The 23199-nt window shown below is 38.0% G+C and carries 19 protein-coding genes; 11 read left to right on the top strand and 8 right to left on the bottom strand.

Annotated features, from left to right (window positions below):
- The first annotated feature begins 207 nt into the window (after nt 1–207).
- From QNI15_RS02160 to QNI15_RS02135, 6 genes are all read left to right on the top strand, one after another.
- Entirely contained in the window at nt 208–864 is a 657-nt protein-coding gene (locus tag QNI15_RS02160) for an RNA polymerase sigma-70 factor (RefSeq protein WP_314030303.1), read from the top strand.
- Nucleotides 865–959: 95 nt separating this feature from the next.
- Complete coding sequence (locus QNI15_RS02155) at nt 960–1958, top strand: FecR family protein (protein ID WP_314030301.1); 999 nt, start codon at nt 960–962, stop codon at nt 1956–1958.
- A gap of 25 nt (nt 1959–1983) precedes the next feature.
- Entirely contained in the window at nt 1984–5439 is a 3456-nt protein-coding gene (locus QNI15_RS02150; protein WP_314030300.1) for a SusC/RagA family TonB-linked outer membrane protein, read from the top strand.
- Between the two features lie 64 nt (nt 5440–5503).
- Complete coding sequence (locus QNI15_RS02145) at nt 5504–6937, top strand: RagB/SusD family nutrient uptake outer membrane protein (RefSeq protein WP_313993672.1); 1434 nt, start codon at nt 5504–5506, stop codon at nt 6935–6937.
- A gap of 15 nt (nt 6938–6952) precedes the next feature.
- Nucleotides 6953–7675, top strand: a complete 723-nt coding sequence (locus tag QNI15_RS02140; RefSeq protein WP_313993669.1) for an SGNH/GDSL hydrolase family protein — start codon at nt 6953–6955, stop codon at nt 7673–7675.
- 24 nt (nt 7676–7699) lie between these two features.
- Complete coding sequence (locus tag QNI15_RS02135) at nt 7700–9718, top strand: FAD-dependent oxidoreductase (protein WP_314030299.1); 2019 nt, start codon at nt 7700–7702, stop codon at nt 9716–9718.
- Between the two features lie 59 nt (nt 9719–9777).
- Here QNI15_RS02135 and QNI15_RS02130 read toward each other — a convergent pair whose 3' ends face one another.
- The 3 genes from QNI15_RS02130 to QNI15_RS02120 all read right to left on the bottom strand — a co-directional run bounded on the left by QNI15_RS02130 (nt 9778) and on the right by QNI15_RS02120 (nt 12695).
- Nucleotides 9778–10845 (bottom strand): T9SS type A sorting domain-containing protein, encoded by a 1068-nt coding sequence (locus QNI15_RS02130; protein ID WP_314030297.1) that lies wholly within the window; start codon nt 10843–10845, stop codon nt 9778–9780.
- Between the two features lie 461 nt (nt 10846–11306).
- Nucleotides 11307–11858, bottom strand: coding sequence for a prolyl hydroxylase family protein (locus QNI15_RS02125; RefSeq protein ID WP_314030295.1), 552 nt, complete (start codon nt 11856–11858; stop codon nt 11307–11309).
- 12 nt (nt 11859–11870) lie between these two features.
- Complete coding sequence (locus QNI15_RS02120) at nt 11871–12695, bottom strand: S24 family peptidase (RefSeq protein WP_314030293.1); 825 nt, start codon at nt 12693–12695, stop codon at nt 11871–11873.
- Between the two features lie 148 nt (nt 12696–12843).
- On the opposite strand from QNI15_RS02120, the gene QNI15_RS02115 reads away from it, so the two are divergent.
- The 3 genes from QNI15_RS02115 (at nt 12844) to QNI15_RS02105 (ending at nt 13781) form a co-directional block, all read left to right on the top strand.
- The gene (locus QNI15_RS02115) at nt 12844–13056 is read left to right on the top strand and encodes a hypothetical protein (protein ID WP_314030291.1); all 213 of its coding nucleotides are present in this window, start codon (nt 12844–12846) and stop codon (nt 13054–13056) included.
- Between the two features lie 96 nt (nt 13057–13152).
- Nucleotides 13153–13485, top strand: a complete 333-nt coding sequence (locus tag QNI15_RS02110) for a hypothetical protein (RefSeq protein ID WP_314030289.1) — start codon at nt 13153–13155, stop codon at nt 13483–13485.
- Nucleotides 13486–13556: 71 nt separating this feature from the next.
- Nucleotides 13557–13781, top strand: coding sequence for a helix-turn-helix domain-containing protein (locus QNI15_RS02105; RefSeq protein ID WP_313975282.1), 225 nt, complete (start codon nt 13557–13559; stop codon nt 13779–13781).
- Between the two features lie 116 nt (nt 13782–13897).
- Here the strand turns inward: QNI15_RS02105 and QNI15_RS02100 are convergent, their stop codons facing one another.
- Complete coding sequence (locus tag QNI15_RS02100; protein ID WP_314030287.1) at nt 13898–14626, bottom strand: LytR/AlgR family response regulator transcription factor; 729 nt, start codon at nt 14624–14626, stop codon at nt 13898–13900.
- A gap of 33 nt (nt 14627–14659) precedes the next feature.
- Nucleotides 14660–15802 (bottom strand): sensor histidine kinase, encoded by a 1143-nt coding sequence (locus QNI15_RS02095; protein ID WP_314030285.1) that lies wholly within the window; start codon nt 15800–15802, stop codon nt 14660–14662.
- Between the two features lie 281 nt (nt 15803–16083).
- On the opposite strand from QNI15_RS02095, the gene QNI15_RS02090 reads away from it, so the two are divergent.
- The gene (locus tag QNI15_RS02090) at nt 16084–17001 is read left to right on the top strand and encodes a Nif3-like dinuclear metal center hexameric protein (RefSeq protein ID WP_314030284.1); all 918 of its coding nucleotides are present in this window, start codon (nt 16084–16086) and stop codon (nt 16999–17001) included.
- 66 nt (nt 17002–17067) lie between these two features.
- Here the strand turns inward: QNI15_RS02090 and QNI15_RS02085 are convergent, their stop codons facing one another.
- Together QNI15_RS02085 and QNI15_RS02080 are read right to left on the bottom strand one after the other, a co-directional pair.
- Entirely contained in the window at nt 17068–18639 is a 1572-nt protein-coding gene (locus QNI15_RS02085; RefSeq protein WP_314030282.1) for a hypothetical protein, read from the bottom strand.
- A gap of 263 nt (nt 18640–18902) precedes the next feature.
- Nucleotides 18903–19538: a hypothetical protein gene (locus QNI15_RS02080; RefSeq protein WP_314030280.1), complete on the bottom strand. Its 636-nt coding sequence runs from the start codon at nt 19536–19538 to the stop codon at nt 18903–18905.
- An 891-nt stretch (nt 19539–20429) separates the two neighbouring features.
- On the opposite strand from QNI15_RS02080, the gene QNI15_RS02075 reads away from it, so the two are divergent.
- On the top strand, nt 20430–20633 hold the full coding sequence (locus tag QNI15_RS02075; RefSeq protein WP_313993642.1) for a hypothetical protein: 204 nt from the start codon (nt 20430–20432) through the stop codon (nt 20631–20633).
- Nucleotides 20634–20756: 123 nt separating this feature from the next.
- On the opposite strand, the gene QNI15_RS02070 is transcribed toward QNI15_RS02075, so the two are convergent.
- Nucleotides 20757–23120 carry an ABC transporter permease gene (locus QNI15_RS02070; protein WP_314030278.1) on the bottom strand — a complete coding sequence of 788 codons (2364 nt, stop codon included), beginning with the start codon at nt 23118–23120 and terminating at the stop codon, nt 20757–20759.
- Between the last annotated feature and the right edge of the window lie 79 nt (nt 23121–23199).

Raw genomic sequence — 23199 nt, 5'->3', positions numbered from 1 at the left:
TCGACTGGATTTTCGTACAGCCTTCTGCTTCCGGAAGAATTTTACTCTGTACAATGATCCTTCTTGCCTGCTTTTTAGGAAAAGCAATTCTTTATTTCTCTTTTTTATAAAAAAGTTCAAATTTAACTACGTGTAATACTATGCTTTTGTGTCTATATGGTATAATGCTGAGAAAAAGTTGATCTATGCAAATTTAACCACTGGCAAATGCAACTATCTTCTACCCCAGATGAGTCGTTCCAGCAAGGAACTAACATGACAGAGTTATCTGAACAGATTTCCTCTGCGGAGAATCAGGTAGATACAGAGTTCTTTATTCGGAAAGCATTTGAGACAGATGCCTGGGAAGGCTGTTCGTTGCTATTTCGAAGATACTATCCTGTACTTTGTAGTCATGCTGTTCGCTATGTGTATTCGCGGGAAATAGCAGAAGATCTGGTTGCAGAGATTTTTCATGACTTCTGGAAAAACCGAATTTTTGAACAGGTGCATAGCTCGTACCGATCTTACTTGTTTAAAACAGTTAGGAACCGATCCTTTAACTATTTGCGACAAAAATTAACATCCTCAATTTCTGTGGAAGACCTGCCTATTGTATCTGAGACTCAATCTTCGGATCAGCAGATGTTTTATGATGAGCTCTATCAGATGATCCAAAAAACAGTAGATGAAATGTCTCCCAAGTGTCAAAAGGTATTTCTGATGAGCCGTTTTGATGGCAAGAAAAACCATGAGATCGCAGAGGAGATGCAGATTTCACAGCGTACTGTAGAGGTTCATATTAGCAATGCCTTAGCCTTGTTACGGAAAGTTCTGAAGGAAGGAGGAGTACTTTTCTTGTTTCTGCTGTCTTCTATCTTATAATTTTTTAGCATACACTACGTGTCTGTGTCTGTAAATGTGTCTGAAAGAAAAGTTGTCGTATCGTACTGACATTGTACTATTCTCTTTGTAGAAATATGAAAAAGCCTGTTACACAAGAAATCCTGTTTGAATACTTTGCTGGTCGTGCTACTCTTCTGCAAAAGAACATGATAGAAAAGTGGTTGCAGGACTCGGAGAATGAAGAAGCATTTTATGAATGTCTGGATAAATGGGAGATGACTTATCCTCAATATGTACCGGATCTGGAGCAAGCTCACACTAAGTATAGAAGTTTTGTGTTGGAGAACCAGGCTACTCATTCATTATCGAAATCTGTTTCTGGTCAGGATACTACTAAAACAAAGAACTTCTTTTGGGGATGGATCAGTGTTGCTGCATCTATACTACTGATAGTAAGTGTAATGTTCTGGACAATGAAAGATGTCTTTTTTTACCAGACATACCAGACTGCTTATGGAGAAACCCGAACCCTGATCCTGCCTGATCATAGTCAGATTGTACTCAATGCGCATTCAACTTTACGAATACCAAGAGATTTTTTGGACAATACACAACGGGAAGTTTGGCTGGAAGGAGAGGCTTTTTTTAGCATTCGAAAAAATGCTAAAGCCAAAAAGTTTATTGTACACACTGGCAACCTGAATGTAGAAGTATTAGGAACTAAATTTAATGTGTCAGATCGACGTGGAAGTACACGAGTAGTATTGAAAGAAGGAAAGGTAAAGGTAAGTGCTTTTGCTAGTAAGCAGGTATCGTCTGTATACATGAGGCCAGGTGATCTGGTGGCATTTTCTCCAAAAGACACTGTGTTAAAACGAATGAATGTAAAGCCGGAATTGTATACAGCCTGGCAGGAAAATAAACTTGTTTTTGATTCTATCCCTTTATCTGAAGTGCTACAGACTGTAGAGGACTATTATGGTATTAAAATTATACTTCAGGATACTTCTTTCAACCAGCAATACTATACAGGTACGCTTCCCAATAATGATCTGGAAGTAATTCTAAACTCGCTTTCCAGTATCTACGGATTACATGTGACTCGTACCGAAAATCAAATTATTTTGCAGTAGCCCCACTTTATCCTCCTAATTATGTATGAAACGAACTCGTTACATCTGTCTTTTGTGTGTCTTATTTCAAATAGTATTTTTTAGTCAAAAAAATGCATTTGCTCAAGAGCTTGCTTCAGGTATACGTGTAAGGCAAGATCGGGATAGTAACCAGAAATCACGTGCACTGAGAGTGGTATTGTCAGACATGGAGAAAAAATTTAAGGTTTACTTTAATTTTGACAATGCTGCTATTCAGGAAAAGTTTGTGGCACCGAATATTACGATAACAAATAATCTGGAAGAGTCGCTGGATCATATCTTGAGTCCACTTCAACTTAAGTATGAAAAAATAGGGGAGAGGTATTACGCTATTTTTAGTACAAAGCAAGGTCGAAACCGTCGTAAAGATCATCAGAAAGCTGAGCAAAACTTTCTTAAAGAAGGTCGGAATGATTCCTATGATTCACTTTCATCAGTATCCCTGGAGGTTCAAAAGGTAGAGAATCATAGCATTTCTATAAGCGGAGTTGTGAGGGATGAAAATGGAAGTCCTATGGTAGGTGTGAGTGTTTCTGAAAAAGGAACTACCAATGGTACAACAACCAATGCACAGGGGCAGTATAAGTTAACTGTTGCTGATGAAAAGGCTGTACTGGTGTTTAGTTTCATCGGGTATACCTTAGAAGAGTTACCTGTTGGCACCCAGTCACAAATTGACATAAAACTGGTGCCAGACATTAAAGCATTGGGAGAAGTAGTGGTGATTGCCTATGGACAGGTACGCAAAACGGATCTGACAGGCTCTGTTTCAACTGTATCTGTTGATGAAATCAAGAAAGTTGCAGTAACATCCATTGATCAGTCGTTGCAGGGACGGGCTGCAGGTGTACAAATCACTCAAAATTCAGCGGCTCCCGGAGGGAGTACTACTATTCGTATACGGGGTGGCAACTCTATTCAGGGAGATAATGAACCACTGTATGTAATTGATGGCATTCCGTTTAAAAATGATGGTGCCAGCAGTGGTTCAAGTTTTAATGTATTGAGTACTCTTAATCCTTCAGATATTGAATCCCTCACTGTTTTAAAAGATGCTTCTTCAACAGCTATTTATGGATCTCGGGGTGCCAATGGGGTGGTGATTATTACTACAAAACGTGGTAAAGCTGGAAAAGCGAATGTTTCATTTGAGGCGTATTACGGCATTCAGCAGGTACGACGTAAGTATCCTGTTCTTAATGCCAGTGAATATGCGGCTATGGTCAATGAGGCAAATACAAATGAAGGGCGTTCTCCTATCTATACACAGGAACAAATTAATGCGTTTGGTAAAGGAACTGACTGGCAGGATGAGATATTCCGTACCGCCCCAATCAGTAATTATCAGTTCTCTATGTCAGGAGGAGATGAGAAAACACAATATGCAGTTACTGCCGGATATTTTAATCAGAACGGCATTGTCATTAACTCTAATTTTGACCGATATTCCTTTCGTACGAACCTAGACAGAAAGCTCAATAACAAAATTAAAATTGGAAACAGCTTAACGATAAACCGGACGCTAACCAATCAGTCACGTACAGATGGTGATTTAGGCAGTGCCGGATTAGTGACAATAGCGGCTTTGCAATATCCACCCATTTTACCGGTACGTAATGAAGATGGTTCGTATGTAATTACAAATCCTGCCTTGAATTTTACTGCAGATAATCCAGTTGCCCTAGCCAGAGATGGGAAGAATCGTAATACAGCCTATCGTATTTTTGGAAACATCTTTGGCGAATATCAGATTCTGGAAGGATTAAATCTGAAAATTTCATTTGGATTGGATGGCATTCTGCAAAAGCAGGACCGTTATGATCCCAGAACAGTACAGAGCGGGCTGGCTCAGGGTGGATCAGCGGCTATCTTTAATGCTCAATCCATTACCTGGCTCAATGAAAACCTGCTTACCTATACCAAAACATTTAATTCTGTCCATAATCTGAATGTCCTACTTGGATATACACAACAGGCAAACCGTACAGAGAGCAGTCGGGCTGCTTCTCGTAACTTTGTCAACGACATTCTGGAAACCGGAGATCTGGGAACTGGTTCTGTCGCTTTGATACCTTCTTCTGGAATCGGAACCTGGGGACTGGTTTCTTATCTGGCTCGTATCAACTATGGGCTAAAAGATAAATACTTGTTTACAGTTTCCTTTCGTGCCGACGGTTCTTCACGGTTTGGCGAGAACAAACGATTTGGCTATTTCCCCTCTGCTGCCTTTGCATGGCGAGTTTCTGAAGAATCTTTTCTAAAAAATAATAGAATCCTAAGTGATCTAAAACTACGTACCTCCTATGGACTAACAGGTAACCAGGATGGGATTGGAAACTACCCTGCCTATTCGTTGTTGAGTACACAAAATTATATCATTGGTAATGTTGTTTCTACTGGTATTGGCCCCAATCAGGCTGCCAATCCGGATTTATCATGGGAAACGACAGCTCAGGCTGATGCAGGTATAGACATTGGATTTCTACAGGATCGGATTACACTTACTGCCGATGTGTATCTGAAGCGGACTCGTGACCTGTTGTTAAGTGTTACCATTCCAAGTACTTCCGGATATTCCAGTGCTATCAAAAACCTGGGGAAAGTAGAAAACAAAGGGATTGAGGTTAGTGTATCTTCCCGCAATCTGGTTGGTGATTTTAAATGGACTACTGATATCAACTTTGCCTCCAATCGGAATACAGTGTTAGACATTGGTGGAGCACCTCAGATTTTTGCAGGGAATGTGGCCAATGTCGCACAAAATACGAATTCAGGTATTATTCGGGTGGGTGAGTCACTAGGATCTTTTTATGGCTATGTGACAAATGGTGTGTATCAGACAGCAGACGAATTGACACAGCTGGTAGATGCCAGTGCTAAGAAACCTGGAGATCGGAAGTATGCTGATTTGAATAATGATAAAAAGATCAACGACTTGGATCGTGTCATCATTGGCAGAGCTCAGCCTAAGTTTATTGGTGGCATTACCAATACGTTTTCCTATAAAGGAGTAGAACTAACTGTATTCTTTCAAGGAGTGTATGGAAATGATATTCTGAACGCCAACCGTTTTGAACTGGAATATTTGAATGGCACCACTAATCAGAATCGGGATATGCTCAATCGCTGGACACCAACCAACACGAACACTGACATACCGAGAGCTTCTACTACCCGTCCTGCCAATCGTATTTCCACTCGTCAGATAGAAGATGGCTCTTATTTAAGGCTTCGGAATGTTCAGCTGGCATATAATCTGCCAAATACGTTGCTAAAGGCGATTAAGATTCAGTCAGCCCGTTTTTATGTTACTGCCCAGAATTTCATGACATGGACCCGTTATTCAGGCTTTGATCCGGAAGTAAACCGTTTCGGACAGGATAGTCGTAGCCAGGGCTTTGACTATGGAGGATATCCTGCTGCCAAAACATTGTTATTTGGGTTAAATATTGGCTTCTGATTGTTGTGGAAGCATTCTTTACAACCTGTTCATTTTTATGCCACTGAAGATAAATCATTCAGATATGAAAATCCGAAACACTTTTTATACAGTAGTATTTATTCTGGTATCAGGCTGTGGAATACTGGATCAATCTCCTGAGTCCAGCTTTACACCTGATAACTTTTATAAAAATGCGGATGATGCTAGATCCGCTGTAAGTGCTGTCTATGATCAGATGAACTATAATAACCTATATAATCAGCTGATGTGGATTTTACAGGATCAGGCTACTGATGATGCAGAGTGGGGTGGAGGCCGATCAACTGCCAATCAGGCAAAAAATGATCTGGACAAATATACCTTCACGCCTGCTACCACTACCTTTCAGAGTGTATGGTCAGCTTGCTATAGAGGGATTAATCAGGCCAATACAGTTATTGGACGTGTACCTGGCATCAGCATGGATGACGCCTTGAAAAAGCGATATGTGGCAGAAGCTACATTACTGCGTGGATTTTATTACTTTACGCTGGTAAGGCTTTTTGGAGGCGTACCTATTGTATTAACCGAGACTACATCTCTCAATAATCTCACCATTGCCAGATCTTCTGTAGAAGAAGTATACTCACAAATTATCAAAGATTTTACAGAAGCAGAATCTGTTTTGCCTGTCAGCTATTCCGCTGCTGAAATAGGGCGAGTTACTCAGGGAGCAGCCAAGGCATTATTGGCAAAAGTGTATCTAACACGTCAGGAATGGGAGAAAGCTGCTACCAAAGCCAAAGAAGTGATAGATCTTGGAATTTATGATTTGTGGACTAACTATGCCGAAGCATTTCTAATTGCTAACAAGAATGGAAAAGAGGCTGTCTTTGAGATTCAGGCTATGGGCGGGGGATTTAATGAAGGAAGTTTTATGCAGGGATACATGCGCCCTCCGTTTGACAAAGTGAATAATATCGCTGGCTTTGGGGATGATCCTGCTACACAGAATCTATATGAAGCTTACTCTGAAAATGATAAGAGACGCGACGTTACCCTGCGATTGTACTCGGCTACCAGTACACCTGCTGCTCCCGCTAGTATTACCTTTCCTTGTTATGTAAATAAATACCTGGACCCTACAGCTACTGCCAATGGAGAAGGGAGTAACAATTTTCCGATTATCCGCTATGCAGATGTGCTGTTGATGTATGCTGAAGCATTAAACGAGCTGGGAGCTAATAATTCAGATGCTTATAAGGCTGTAAATCGCATACGAAATCGGGCTGGGCTGGATGATCTGGCTGAAGGATTGACACAGGATGAGTTTCGGAATAGTGTTTTATTGGAAAGGCGACTTGAACTGGCATTTGAGGGACATCGCTGGTATGACCTGGCCCGAACACGGCGGCTCATTTCAGCCTTAAAAGCACAGAATCCTGACATCGTTGTGGAAGAAAGACACTATCTGTTTCCTATTCCACAAACCGAAAGAGACGTTAATCCTCTATTAGAACAAAATCCTGATTATTGATAGCCTGTTAAACCTGTGAAACGAAGAGACTTTATAGAACGATCATTGGCCACAATTCCTTTTGTGGCCTCTTTGCCTGATATAGAACCACAAACGCTTTCTATGGATCAGCCTTCTTTGGTAATTAATGCCGGAATAGGAGGGAATAATACACGTGATCTTCTGGCACGAATAGAAAAGGATTGTCTACAGCATAATCCTGACTTGACCATTCTGATGGTAGGTACCAACGATATGAACAGTATGAAACATGTGCCACTGGAAGAATACACTAGTAATTATCAGACTCTGGTTGAGAAGTTACTAAAAATCAAGAGTAAGATACTTGTTATGAGTATTTTGCCTGTGTATGAACCGTACTTATTTACCCGGCATCCTGTTCAGTTTTATGCTCCTGACGGACCAGCGTTGCGTAGGTCCAAAGTCAATGAGGTGATTCATAGAATATCTGAGCAGAAAAATCTTTCATTTCTGGATATGCATCATATTTTTGAAAAGACAGGAGAAATTGGACTTTCGGCAATGAGTCTGCTTAAAAATGAGATCAATAGTGGTAAGACAGATGGTGTGCATCCTACCGCAGATGGATATCGGGTTATGGCGGTAGCTGTGTATCAGTATATTACTTTGAAAGGTTTACCTCATAATAAAGTAGTATGTTTTGGGGATAGTATTACTATGGGAGATGCCGATGGACAAAACTATCCTACCTATTTGCAGAAGTTACTCAATAGCTAATCCTTTACACCTTGTTTTATACTTATGAGAAAATTGATTCTTCTATTTCTTCTTTTGCCTGTGTTTTCGCATTCTCTTTGGGCACAGCAGGTAACTACTTCAGTAGATATTTGTGTATATGGTGGATCATCGGCAGGTGTAATGGCAGCTTATACTGCTAAGAAAGCCGGGAAATCTGTGATTTTGATTGAACCAGGCAAACACCTGGGTGGACTTACCACAGGAGGACTAGGCTATACAGACATTGGTAATAAATATGCAATTACAGGGCTAGCACGTGACTATTATCGTCGTATAGGAAAGCATTATGGCAAATTTGAACAATGGATATTTGAACCTCATGTAGCTGAGAATCTCTTCAAAGAATATATCTCTAAGGGCAATGTGCAGGTGTTATATAGTTATCGTTTGTCTTCTGTTAAAAAGCAAGGTACCACTATTCAGGAAATTGTGATTGAAAACTCTGATAAGCCTTCTAGTGCAACCAATCATGTTATTAAAGCTAAAATGTTTATGGATTGTACCTATGAGGGTGATTTGATGGCTAAGGCTGGTGTAAGCTATTTTGTAGGGAGAGAAGACAACAAACTATATAATGAAACCTATAATGGAGTACAACTGCTCAATAAACATCAATTTGTAGATGGGATTGACCCTTATAAAATACCCGGAAAGCCGGAAAGCGGATTACTTTGGGGGATTAGTCCTGCTGCTCTACCTCCAACAGGTTCAGGTGATAAAAAAGTACAGACCTATAATTTTCGGATTTGTTTGACAAGTGATCCTTCTAATCAGATCCCAATTACTAAACCGGAAGGATATGATCCTGAAAAGTATGAGCTATTGTTGCGGGTGATGGAGAAAGAGCCGAATCGGCCATTTAATCTGATTATGAAACCCGATCTTATGCCCAATAACAAAACAGATATCAACAACAATGGACCTTTCTCGACAGATATGATTGGAATGAACTATGACTATCCTGAGGCTGACTATACCCGCAGAGCTCAGATTCAGAAAGAACATGAATTGTACACCAAAGGATTCTTGTATTTTGTAGGCAATGATCCTCGTGTACCTGAGCATCTCCGTACAGAAATGAAACGATGGGGATATCCTAAAGATGAATACACAGACAATGGAAACTGGTCTCCTCAGATGTATGTACGGGAAGCTCGCCGGATGATTGGAGCGTATGTAATGACTCAGGCTAACTGTCAGGGCAAAGAGACTGTAAAGGATGGGGTGGGTATGGCTGCCTATACTATGGACTCACATAATTGTCAACGTATAGTTATCGAAAAAGATGGTGTTAAAATGGTCAAAAATGAAGGGGATGTACAGATTGGTGGTTTTCCTCCTTATCCGATAGCCTATCGGTCATTGATTCCCAAAGAGAGCGAATGTGGTAATTTGTTGGTTCCTGTATGTTTATCCGCAACTCACATTGCCTATGGATCTATCCGAATGGAGCCTGTTTTTATGGTATTAGCTCAATCATCTGCATTAGCAGCCAGTTTGGCTATAGATAGTAAGCAGACTGTGCAAAAGATTGACGTCCAGAAGCTTCAGCAATGGTTGAAGACAAATCCTCTGATGGATAATAGTCCCGCAGATATTTTAGTAGATGATCAGGATAAAGTCCACACGGTATTAACAGGAAATTGGAAAAGCGAGCATAATCCTGGTGGAAGTTATGGACCTTCATGGCTGGCAGATGATAGCCAGGGAAAGGAGAAAAAGGCGGTGCGATTTGTACCGGAAGTGATTACGGCCGGAAAGTATGCTGTGTATATGTATTTTCCTAAAGTAAAAAATGCGGCTAGTGAAACAACTATTACCATTACCAATGGCAAAGAAGTGAAAGCATTGACAATAAAGGAGGCTGATATTCGTGTAGAAGGGCAAACTGCCGGAGAATGGGTATTGCTTGGAGAGTATTCTTTTCCCAAAGGCAAAAGCAGTTATGTAGAGATCTCTAACGCTAATGCCAATGGCTCTATTATTGCAGATGCAGTCCTTTTTGTGCCTAGGCAAGGATAGCTGAAAGTTCTCAGATTCCTCCATCTATTTTGAGTAATAAAAATAGATGGAGGAGATAATCAATGTATCACAATTCTTTTTTGTTCAGTAGCACCAGGAGTGTCTATTCGTAAAATGTATACTCCTGGTTCCCATTGTGGATTTATTGTAAGCTGACCTGAATTGCCATTTAGAGGTACAATTTGTTTGCTTAAAGATCTGCCTTGTAGATCAGATAAATAAACAGTTATACTCTCCTGCTGACTTTGGGTGTCAGGTAACTGTAGCCAGATTGTAGATTGCTTTACTATTGGATTTGGAGATAATAAAATACTGCTTTCCTGCCCGGAAGTTACTGTTACAGAGATTATCTTTGAAAAACTATGCTTTTCATCATAATCCACCTGTTTGAGTTTGTAGTAGTTTTTGCCCTTCAACGGATTTTCATCTGTATATTCATATTGTAGTGGGCTCTGTGAATTACCTCCACCATCAATAGTGCCAATGGTTTGCCAATTGGCACCATCTGAGCTTCTCATCATCTCAAAATATTGATTGTTCTTTTCACTGGCAGTTGTCCATGTTAACTGAACTTCATTCGTATGTGCAACTCCTGCAAACTGTATAAAGTTAACAGGGAGCGGAATGTATCCGCTAGCAGAGGCGGCAGAATATACTCGTAATGTTTTATCAACAGATAATACACCAAAAAGGCTTATTCGAATAGTGTTAAAAGCTGCGGAAGCTGTTGTATAGAGCAATTTCTGAGTAGAAGAACCATTGTAAGGCATCATTCCCCATCCTGAATTACTAACTGTACTACCTCCATTTCGAAGGGTATAGGTAACACCACTCAAGAGATCCAGTGTTGCAGTAGGATCTTCTACAACAATAGCTATAGTTGACCCTCCTGGTTGCGAAGGTGAAAATACCAGATCCAGATTAATAACTGAAATAACACTAATACCAACATGGACCGTAGCATAATCTGTTGGATTATTATTCAAGGCTTGGCTGGCAGAGGTAACAGAACATGCAATGCAGGTAATTGATTCGGTTACATTGGAAGACGTTGGATAGGAGGCTTGTCCAAACGATATGTTCATACCCAGGAGTACCAGAAGATAGGCTAGTATATTTTTCATCATTTGGGGTGAAACCTAAATACTATCATGTATTTAGATGTTTTTAGACTGTTGAAATGACGGTGTAAAAATAGTTGCTTATCTATCAAGATGATATGATTTAATTGTAAGCTTTATTATAGGTGTACTATTTAATTTGAGAACATGTAAATAATGCGGATAAATTATTGTTTTTTGCCTGTGTCTATTGATAAAGAGTTTGTTGTGAGCTATATCAGTAATAAAATAACAGATTTTCCTGTATGCTTACTGGGCATACAGGAAAATTGGAACTGTGTAAAACAGGTTATTTTATTTTGCAAAAAGGAGGATAAATAGGCTGGCAGATATAGGTGTGAAAAGTAATTCAGGAAGAATAGGAGAATGCTAAAGAATAGTCTGTTTCCATACTAGGATGGATAAGTAAGGGATGAATGATTTTTATCATAATATAACTTTCATCTTTTACTAGTAGGTTATTTTTTTCAATCTTCTTCAAATCTGTACATGATATCACTTCGCAATACATACTTCATACCCTGGGTGACTTCACTACCTTCATGATACAAACTATGTAGGAATATCAAAGCCATGCCTTCTTTAGGTTGAACCTTCAGATTAGTAAATAGAGTATCGCCACCTGAAAAATTATCATTCAGGTAAATCATAAATGTAAAGTAGCTGGCTTCTGTTGCATTACGTATATAACTTTGATCCTGATGTCTTTTAAACCGATGTCCAGGCTGATATTTATAAAAACGAAATAACTCATTCAGACCAATTGCATAACTGTTACCAATCTTAGCAGGAGCAAAAGATTGTACTTTATGCCATAGAATCTCTGCCAGATCTTCACTTTTATAAAATGTACGATTATTGTTTCGCACTTCCTCCAAAACACTTTCCCCTTTCTCTGTAGTTACTTTGGCGGGTTCATAACCAAGATTTTCGCTTAGTGTTATATATGTATGACATTCTGATGGCAACAAAAAGTCTTCAATTGTGAAGATTTTATCTGTTAGAACAGAGTAGTTCATAGAGTGAAAACTTTATTGTTTGTGCACCATTCCATTGAGTAAGCTATCCAGGCGATTCACTTCTTCTCTGAAATACACCAATGCTGCACGAGCACTTCGAAAATCACGGGTGATTCGGGCTTTAACCAACCAAACCTCAATGATGTCATTGGGTTCAAGAATCTGATCTTCATATTCTGTGTTATCTGACCGAAGTACCAAATGTCCTAACCTGTCTAGTCGATTAACAACACGTTTGCAGACAATATTGCCAGATGTTACAATTATATAGATTGCTCCATCACGCAACTGAGATGCCATCTCCAGCCTTTCGCCAATTACCCAATCCTGTGAATAGATTGTATGTTCCATAGAATCTCCCCAGATCTCAAAAGCCCGATAATTGCCACTACGAAAATCTGGCAAGCTGAATACACTTAGCTCTTCAAGATAGTCACTTCGGTGGCAGTACATAATATAACCTGCCGCTGCTTTAATCGGGACCATTGCTATAACACTATCACCCTGCTTATCCACGGTAACTAGTTGTAACGTACTTTTACCTAATAATGGTGCTGATAAGGCGGTACTTGACATAGCGGGTATGCCCTCCTGCTTAGAATTGTATTTTTGTAATGTGTCTTTCAAATACATTTCGCCTTTACCTGTATATAGCCAGTTTAGGTCTATTCCTTCTGAGGATAAATAGAGGAAATACTCCTCTGGTATATACTTCCGCTTACCTGCTTCAATCAGACTTACATCTTTCTGATTTATTTTTACCCTCTGAGAAAGTGTTTGCTGGTTTAATCCTAACTTTACCCTGCAATGCTTTAGGCGAGCGTGTAAATTTTCCATAGTTATAGTAAATATAGTAACTGATTTAATTGGTTGTAAATATATAAATAATATATGTCAGATTGTTGACTTTTAGGTTTTTAAAGTATATTTTTGTGCTTATATGGCTTTTTTTCTTAAAAGGTATAAGAATCAAAAATAGCAAATTATGGAGAGACCAGCAAATAACCCAAAGAAAACAAAAATGATAACTATTGAATTAGATCTGGAGGATTATTGGCCGGTTCAGGATATTCAAAGAGATATTGAAAGTACCAAGGGCTTTAAGCGCTCAATTGCTGTCATATGTGCCCAATTGATTAAAGAAGCGATCGTTGCAAGACAAAAAGATGCTCCAAGTGACAGGGAAATTGATAACTAAATATGTTTACCAGTTTTTGAGAAACTAATTTTTATAAATAGGGTACTCAGCAGAAAATAGAGAAATTATTTGTTTAACCTTATTATTACTACCACTATGTTAAACTGGCAATTAATAAAATCTGTTAATCCATTTGCTTATGAACAGTTTCAGCAATGGTTAATTGATTCCTATGAACCTCATTTTGTTTCTCCCCCAAAGACAGAGGATCATCTAACTCCTTTATTATACCGCTTCTTCGAGAAACAGGGAATTATTGTGAATGTTATGGGCTGTATGTGGGGAAATGTGGCTGAGTATGTATATGAAATTCAGCAGGATGGAAACCTTAACGGGATTATGGGATATGGATATCTTGCTCGTGCTGATGCAGAAAGTGCTGCCTTTGCTCATGCCTTTTCCTTGCTCACTACTTCCCATGCAGCCTGAAATATACCCATTGTATTGAATGGATAGAGTGATTTAAACTGAAGTGCATTATGATTTTTTCTACTACAACTATGAAATTGACAACTATTGGAGAGCGTATTCGAATGGTACGAACCCGGATCGCAAAACAGTCACAGGAGAGTTTTGCTGCTTCTGTGTGTATGACACAAAGTAACCTATCAATGATTGAGCAATGCCATTATCTGCCCAGTATTATGCTTTTATACTGGATACATACTATCTGGCGCATCAATCTTAATTGGTTATTAACCGGAGAAGGAGAAATGGTAATGTAATTTAAAATTTATAAAGTAGTTGCTGGTTTATTTTGCTTTGCTTTGCTAGCTATCAACAGAATAAAGACTGAAATTCTGATGAAGTTTGGATAAAATAGAGGACATTATTTGTTTTTCTATTTTATCCATAACTTATTTTGTACCACTTGTTTTAATACTTGTTCCCGATAAATACGACTAATGGGAATATGATGTGATTGCAGGCTAATTTCGTTGCCTTCTATAGCATCTATTTTATCAATGGCAACGATATAGGATTTGTGTACCCGGATAAATGAACGACTATCGAGATTTTGTTCCAGATTTTTCAGATACAAAAGAGTCATATATTTACCTTTTGATGTATAGATAACCACATAATTCTGCATACCCTGTATATACAGGATGTCATTAAAGTAAATTTTCTCATACTTGTTTCCACACTTAATAAAAAAGTAGTCTGTTTCTTTCTCAATTTTAGGAGAATCCTGACTCACAGATTTGAGGAGCAGTTGATGATAATCCCGGGCTTTACTGGCCGCTTTTACAAAACGTTCAAATGTGATAGGTTTTAACAGGTAGTCCATCACATTTAGCTGGAAACTTTCTAACGCATAGGTGGGGAATGCTGTCGTGATGATCACCATTGGCGGTTTTTGTACAATCTTTAAAAAGTCAATGCCATTCATCTTAGGCATTTGTATGTCAAGGAATATCAGATCTATTGGATGTTCATCCAATAACTGAATGAGTGCCATAGGATTCTCACCTGTTTCGACCAGATTCAGAAAATCAATTTCCTGTACATAACTGGCTATTCCTTCTCTTGCCAGTGGCTCATCGTCGATAATAACACAGTTGATCATTATTTGCTAGATTTAATAATATATGTCTTATATTCAAAGTTCTGTAAGTACAGTAGCAGGGGTGATAGCGCTTTGTCGAGTAAGTTCTGATAACTGCAAGTGTAGTTTTACTGTAAAGCAATCCGTTTCATCCTGTATATCAAGTGTATATTGACCAGGATAGAGTAAGTCCAGTCTTCTTTTTACATTTTCCAGACCAATACCTCCATAATGAACTACCTGTACAGATGTATCAGATGATTTACTGTTAGCAATAACAATGTTTAACTCTCTCTGATGTAAGTTCAAGTCAATCTGTATCCAGTTAGGTTGATCTGTGTGTTTTGATACATGTTTAAATGCATTCTCTACAAATGTCATTAATACAAATGGTGCTATACCTAAATCCTGGGTATCAGAATTATCTGCCTGAATGGTAAGTTCTACTTGTGTATTTTGTCTAAGTTTTTCGAGTTCAATAAAGTTTTTGAGGTATGAGATCTCTTTATCCAATGAAATCAGTTTGTCATTACTTTCATATAGTTGATGTCTGAGGAATTCGGAAAACTTTGCCAGAGAATCTGATGCCATATGAGGGTTTTTATGGATCAGAAAGAAGATAGAATTAATCGTATTGAATAGAAAATGAGGATTGATCTGATATTTGAGAAATTTTAACTCTGTTTCCAGTTTTTCCTTTTCCAGTAAACGTTGTCTCCTTTCTGTTTGAATCCACTTTTTAGTAAGTTTGATACTCATACCTAACGTCATACTGGCTAGGGTGGATGGGAATGTATTCGTAATGAAGAAATAAAAGCAGTTTTTATCATTTCCGAATAGATCTGCAACTGTCTTATGAGACAAAAAGGCTGTTAAATAGTAACCAGGAACAATCAATAAAGAGGCACATATAATTGTGAGTGCCAGATAGATAATATATTCTGTAAGCTTGTTTTTTTCAAGATATCTGGGAATAAGAAAATAGAGATTGAAACAAACTGCCAGTGTTTGTACAATGACATAGAAGATATACTTTGGAAAAAAAGATGTCAGAAATATACTTTCGGCTGCTTTAATAGGATTGCCTATCGCAATCACCCACCAAACATATTGATATCCACACCAAAATAAGATATGGTGAATCTTGTATTTGAAAAACCAATGCTGTTTTGGTTTAGTATATGCCAGTTGTTTCATCTGTAAAGGAAGGTCCTAAGCGTAGTGCCATGTATTGGGGTTTGCTTGTATTTAAAAATACGGTGATTCGGTAAAATAGACAATTCTCAAGGGTTTTATTTCTGTCCTATATGAAGTGTGTCAAATACTTGACAAGTGGATGGTACTATGAGATGAATGGATGAACAAGGTAATCTATCAAAATTGTTATTGTTTGGAAAAAAGTGAAGATTTATTATGCAGACAAATGATAAATTGCAAAGACGCACTAAGTTATAGAACTACTTATAATTCCCTGCACCATGAACAATCTACATTCTTTATTTCGATCATCTGTTGTAAGTAGACGATCCTTTCTGTCTAATACGCTAAAATCTGCGGGTAGTCTGGCTTTGCTAGGAGTAAACCCCTCTTTTGCAGCAGGTAGTGCAAAGCAGCTTACAGTACAGGAAATCATGGATCTCATTTTGAAAGAAGGTGGATTGACACCTCTGTCAGATACGGTAGACACACTAAAAGCTGGTCTAGCTGATCAGGTAGTTACAGGAATTGTAACCACTATGTTTCCTACCATTACAATTATCGAAGAGGCGGCAAAGCGTAAGGCTAACTTTATCATTGCTCATGAACCATCCTTTTATAATCACAAAGATGATTCCACGTGGGTACCTAACAATATGGTGGTTAAACAAAAGCAACAGTTATTGGAAAAGCATAAGATTGCTATCTGGCGGTTTCATGACTATTGCCACTCTATGAAGCCTGATGCAGTAAGTTATGGAGTTGCTAAAAAAGCAAACTGGTTATCTTATTATAAGACAGGAGAAAGGATGTTAACTATTCCTGCACTTTCCTTAAAACAGTTGGTGCAACATCTGAAAACATCTCTTGGCATTGGACATGTACGTGTAATCGGAAATCTGGATCAATCCTGCTCCCGTATTGCCTTGCTACCTGGTGCATGGGGTGGCCCAAGACAAGTATCGACTGTTGAGTCAGAGAAACCGGATGTGTTGATTGTAGGTGAACTATCCGAGTGGGAAACTGCCGAATATATACGGGACGGTCGATTACTGGGATCTAAAACGGCTTTGATTGTGTTAGGTCATGCTGTGAGTGAGGAACCTGGAATGCAGTGGTTTGCTGAGTGGTTACAACCCAAATTGATAGGGATTAAAGTTACTCATCTGGCATCTGGAGATCCGTTTATCTGGATGTAAAGTATCTGGATGTAACGTATACGCAGGGAGGTGTTTTGTTTCTGTCCTCCCTGCTTGTATACCATTTCATTTCAGGTTTTTCAGTGTTTCTTGTATCTCTTTTGTAGAACTCTTCTTCAGATTAATCTCATACGTTCCAGCTTCGGATATCGTAATAGACTTCAGTCCTATATAGGGTTGATTGTCCTGATACGCTAATGCAACAATAGTCGCTTTTTCCCCTATTGGAAGTTTGGTATACGGGGCTGATGATCCTGTAAAATGATAAGAAGAATCTTTGTCTGATTCGCCGTTAATAGCAATTCGCCGATTATTGAGAATTAATACTACAGATGTTGCAGTGCTTAAAGATATTGGAGTATGGATGGAGGCCAGGATATTAGCTTCTTTTGCTTTGGGGGCATCATAAAACTGATCACAGTTTATCCAGCCAAGTTTAGCCACTGCAAAAGAGTTCTGTGTTATTTGTTGGGCTTCTTGTTTGTTTTTGCGTATTGTTATCAGTTGTTGTTGACGTATATATGCATTCATAATTTCATCAATCTCTTTTAGGGTTTTACCCTTCTTCCTAAGACGTTGTCGTGCATCTTTTTTGCTAAGATCAACTCCCGCAAAATCTATAACCTTTGTGAGACGTTGTTTATAAAAGATCTCAAATTGGTCTTCAATTTGAGTTGAGGTCATATCCAGGTATCTATGGTTATACAAACTATCCTTTTTGTGCCACAACTTTATTGTATGGCATGCTAATGAATCGCAGTACCAAAGATTTTTATTAAGATTACTCAAGTAAATATTTAAAATAGGAAGATAATTCCTGTTTTTTACTTTCTGTGTTTCAACTTCTGGATAACTATAATGAGACAAATCTTCCCATATTATATACCAGAATCGTTCTTCAAATTCTCTCGTTGCAATAAATGTATTTTGTAGTTTAGGATTGAGGAATGTGGTAGAGTCAATTTCATAACTAATAAGTTTAGAACTGACAAATCCATTTGTACTAGGCTTATCAACAATATAGGATGTCCAGTATCTATAGGTAAATTCCTTAAGTGGCAGAGGAATAAGTTTATTATCCAGCTTGCCGGTTTCCTCCCAATTTATATTCCCTCTCTTGTCATAAGTTCCTGAGAATATTTTTGTCTGTGAAGTACCAGATGCTTTAGCCAGAATGGGTAGTTCAATACGTAGTTGTTTATCTGGAGCCAATGTAACGGATTGGCCGTTGGCTTTTGCATCTATATAAAGCATCCCTTCAGATTGTAGTAGCTTTCCATTGGAGATAGTTTGTAAGCGGGAACTAACAAAATCCCCTGTAGAAAGAACTTCTACTAGCTCAAGATCTACCTGTCCTGTTACAAGTTGTCCGCTGGCATCTACAAAGCTGTTTTCAGGTATAAAAATAAATGTGCCGTACTTACCCGTTATAACCTGATCAGTATCTGCTTTAACCTGGAACCTTTGTTTGGCTGGACGTAATTGAGTTAAAAGTGAATCAGCTGGTGACGGAGAAAAATCTACTCGTTTTTCAATAACTACAGGTGGTTTTGAAATAGATTGTTCTTTCTTTTCATCAGATGAACACGCCCAAATCGCAAGTATTGTAATACAAAGTACAATCTGAATAGCTTTCATAGAGGGTAAATATAGTTGAATAGGTGTCATTCAAATATATTCATTTTAGCGGGAAAGTATATATTTGTTTTTAGAATACAGAAGTGGAGATTCAAGGCTGTCAACTTAAGAAAAACGGCCTTAAAAACTCCCTTCCTGTCTTCCTGAAAGGGAACTGTGACAAATAGAGTTATGCTTGTTTCCTAAGAATCAAAGGATAATCCTGTACAAAAGTAATGTTAAACTCTACTTCAGAGTCTTCTTTTGCATTTTTTCTGAATATGCTAGTCTTCACTAGTATATCTTGCATCTTCTTCATGAAAAGGTTGTCCAAAAAGCAGTTTTTCTTCTTTTAAATAGAACAGTGTAATTGCTATGCCTGGAAATAATGCGATGGGCTCTACCAGTTGTTCTATCCTAATAAAGTGATGTATAGGAAATTTGTCTAGTAAAAATGTTTGTAGAAGTATAAGGGCTGGAGCAGCCATATGCATGAATAAAATACTGATGGTAATTAGTTGCAGTCCTGCTTGGGGAACCTTGAGAGATTGTAAAAAAAGAGAAATAGTCACAAATGCTATACTAATTCCTAAAATTGCTGTGTAGTATGAGATTGCATTGGGTTGAATCACAGATATTATTACAGGTCCAATGATTGTAATTACACGAATCAGTAGATATATACTAAATGTTCTTTTGATTTTAAGGTTTCCGTATTTACTTAATGTGACTATCAAAAAAGCGATAGTTGATACGAATACTAGTTCCCTGATATAGAATAGAAACGAGATCATAACATCATTTGCTTGAATAGTATCACTATAAATAGCTATCGAAACTATTCTGAGCAGGCAATATATACAGGAAAGAATTAGTGGCAGTTTAGGATATTTTGAGTAAAGATCTGCTAATGTCAACATGCTTGAAATGATAGTGTTGTTGCTTTATAGAGACTGTTTTTATATCTACTTAACATTATTTATTCGAATGCAGGTTTTTTAGCAAGCTTTACATAAAAGGCCATAATAGCAATGCCTGGTAACAGATTAATTAGCATGTGTATTTTTGTTCTATCAAATGTAGGACCTTTGATTGTATAGAAAGGGATTAAGAGAATAGATATTATATGGGATAAAAATATGCCTAAGCCGATGAATCGTATATTCATTTTTATTGATTTCTTCTCAATTCGAAAGGACTGTATAAGAAGATAGGTAATAATACACATCATACTAATCCCGAATATTATCATAAAATATAGTCCCGTATTTTCTTCAAGTTCGGATATAATGGAATGTGTGAATGGAGTAAAAGACTGAATCAGAATATACGCGAGAAAGCTGTTCCGAAGTTTGTACTCCTTATAATTGCTCATTACAACAACTAGGGAAAAAAGTAGGGCAATGAATAAAAACTCACTACTGAATAATAATATGTCTACACTAGACTTACTTAAGTCTAGACCTCCTGTTTTGAGAATAAATAACAAGAGTATATTAACACAATATGCAATTGAGAGAAGGATAAGAAAAACGAAATAGTCTTTGCGAAGGATGGAAAGATTGAACATGAATAGTGTAGATTTCGTCTTCAAGTATACATAAAGAATACTGTATTTTAGAGACTGAATGCATTTTTATCTATACTATTATCAGACATTCAGATTATCAGTTATTGAAATTGACTGAACCTTCCAAAATGCTGAAATTTGTTCTATTGAGTGCAATTGGTCAGCAAGATTCAGCCAGGTCCGGAACTGTTTGATATACTTTTTGACTGATGCTTTTTTCTCACACTAATGTACTACAGCTATGACCATTAACCGAAGAATAATGCGCAATTGGAAGTCGTTGCTTTTAGGGGTTTTTACCTTTAGCGGGTATTTGCTTTGGGTGCTTAATCGGATTGATACCCAGTCTTTTATAGCTTTGCTTGGATTTATGACTACCGCTGGTTTCTTTACTCTGCAAAAAAGCCGGAAGGTGGTAAAAGAACAAGAATCGGTAAATAGTTGATTTTTATTTTGCTATAAAATTAGTGCCAATAGTATAGATCATATACTGATTAAAGAATTTTCTTCTTTGGGTAGATAACAAAACAGCCCTGTCAGGGCAGGGCTGTTGTATGCCAATAATTTACTATTCTGATCGCAAAGACTTCACAGGATTAGCTATGGCTGCTTTAATAGATTGGAAACTGATGGTTAGTAAAGCAATGCATAAAGCCAGGATACCTGCCAGTGCAAAAATCCACCAATGCAGATCTGTACGATACACAAAGTTTTGTAGCCACTGACTTAATGACCACCATGCCAAAGGTGTAGCAATCACAAAAGCCAGTAGTACCAGCTTCAAAAAGTCCTGTGATAACATCGATACAATGTTGGTAACAGAAGCTCCCAATACTTTTCGAATACCAATTTCTTTGGTACGTTGTTCGGCTGTAAACATTGCTAGTCCAAATAACCCCAGGCAGGAAATAAATACACCCAGAAATGCAAAGCAGTTAGCAAGCTTTCCAATTACCATTTCACTTTTATATTGCTTCTGAAAAGTAGCATCCGCAAACTCATAGGAGAATGGATATTCCGGATTATAGACCTTTGAAATTCTTTCAAGTTCTACCAATGCCTGTTGAGTTTTACCGGGTTGAGTACGAACAACAATCTGTCCAAAGGCAGGATGGGCATCTAGTCTGAAAATGAGTGGTTCAATGGCTACATGGAGTGATTGTAAATGAAAGTTTTCCATTAGACCAACGATCTTTCCTTTGCGATCCCACATAGTCAGGTCTTGTCCTACCGGATTTTTCATTCCCATTCGTTTCGCAGCTTCTTCGTTGATAAGATAATTGGCAGTGTCGGTTCCAAATTCCTTAGAGAAATCTCTACCATCCTTTAGTTTAATTTTCATCGTTTTGATGAAGTCGTATGAGATATCTGTATTTGCAAATGGAATATTGTCTTTTGGATTTTTTCCTGCCCATTCTACTCCAGATGTAGAACTCCTCATCTCAGTTGGAATCTGGGTAGATGTTGATACAGACTGAATAGCAGAAGATTGAAGAAGATTTGTCTTAAATGTTTCAAAGTTTTTGGCAACAGTTCCCTCAATAGGTACATAAATCACATTTTCACGATCTAATCCCAGATTTTTGTTTTGAATGTACTGTATTTGCCTGTATACGATAGTTGTTCCTACAATAAGGATGATGGATAAGGTAAACTGAAAGACAACCAGTGCTTTACGGAAAAGCAATGCTTCTGGTTTAAACTTAAGAGAGCCTTTCAGGATAGTTATCGGATTGAGAGAGGACAGAAACAAAGCTGGATAGCTTCCTGAAATCAATCCAGTCAATAGTGCTAAGGCCAGTAAAGTAAACCAGAACGAAGGACTGGCAATTTGTAGGGAGATGTGTTTTTCTGTAAGTGAATTAAAAGTAGGAAGAAAAAGCACAACCATCAGCAAAGCTACAGCCAGAGAGATAAAAGTAGTCATAATCGCCTCTCCCATAAATTGTCCAATCAGGAAGCGTTTGTCAGCTCCTACTACTTTACGAATACCTACTTCCTTTGAACGTTTGACTGAACGGGCAGTAGCCAGATTCATAAAGTTGACACAGGCAATGAGCAAAATAAAAATAGTAACAATGGAGAATAGGCGAACATACTCAATACGACCGCCTGTTGGCTTACCATTTTCAAAGCGGGAGTGAAGATACCGTTCAGAATAAGGTTGTAAAAAGAGTTCAATTTTGCTAGCTTCCTTTTCACGTTTGCTGATCAGGTAATTTCTAAGTTTTTGATCTACTTTTTCCCATGATGCATCCGGATGAAGTAGAATCAGTGTATGAGGACCGTTGCTGGTCCATTCCTTGGTCCATGCATTTTGCTGTTCAAAATCCTGATAGGGAAGTAGGTAATCGAATTTTAAGGATGAATTCTCTTGTATATTCTCAAATACACCACTGACTTTGAAATCTTTTCGGTTATCTATATGGATGATCTTATTAATAGGATTTTGCTGACCAAAATACTTTTCAGCTACTCTGCGTGAAATTACGACCTGATCCGGAGATGATAAAACTGTTTTGGAATTGCCCTCGATCAATGGAAAGCTTAGCATTTCAAATATATCCGAACTGGCATAACGCCCTTTTTCTTTGCCAGACTTTTCGCCTGCACGGAATAATAAATCGTGTTCCCAGGTAATAGCAAGTGAATGTGTAACTTCCGGAACCTCTTTTCTGATATACTCAGCCAGAATGCCAGGGGTAGAATAGGTATCCAATGTTTTATCATTATCGTAATACTGCACTTCACGTAACTGATAGAGTCGTTCTCCATTTTTATGAAAAGCATCTGTACCTACTTCATCCTGTATCCAGAGAAAGATAAACAGACTGCAGGCCATCCCCAGCGAAAGACCCAGAATGTTAATAAATGAGAAACCCTTATTCTTTGACAGGTTTCTCCAGGCAATAGTAAGGTAGTTGGATAGCATAGTTTCAGGTATTAAAAAAAGTGTAGTAATGGTATGATTTTGAGATCGGCTTGCCTTTCGAAAAACATTCTAAAAAATA

Source organism: Xanthocytophaga flava, from assembly GCF_030068545.1.
Classification (GTDB): domain Bacteria; phylum Bacteroidota; class Bacteroidia; order Cytophagales; family 172606-1; genus Xanthocytophaga; species Xanthocytophaga flava.
The sequence above is the reverse complement of the archived record's forward strand: the minus strand, read 5'-3'. Positions and strand labels throughout refer to the sequence as shown.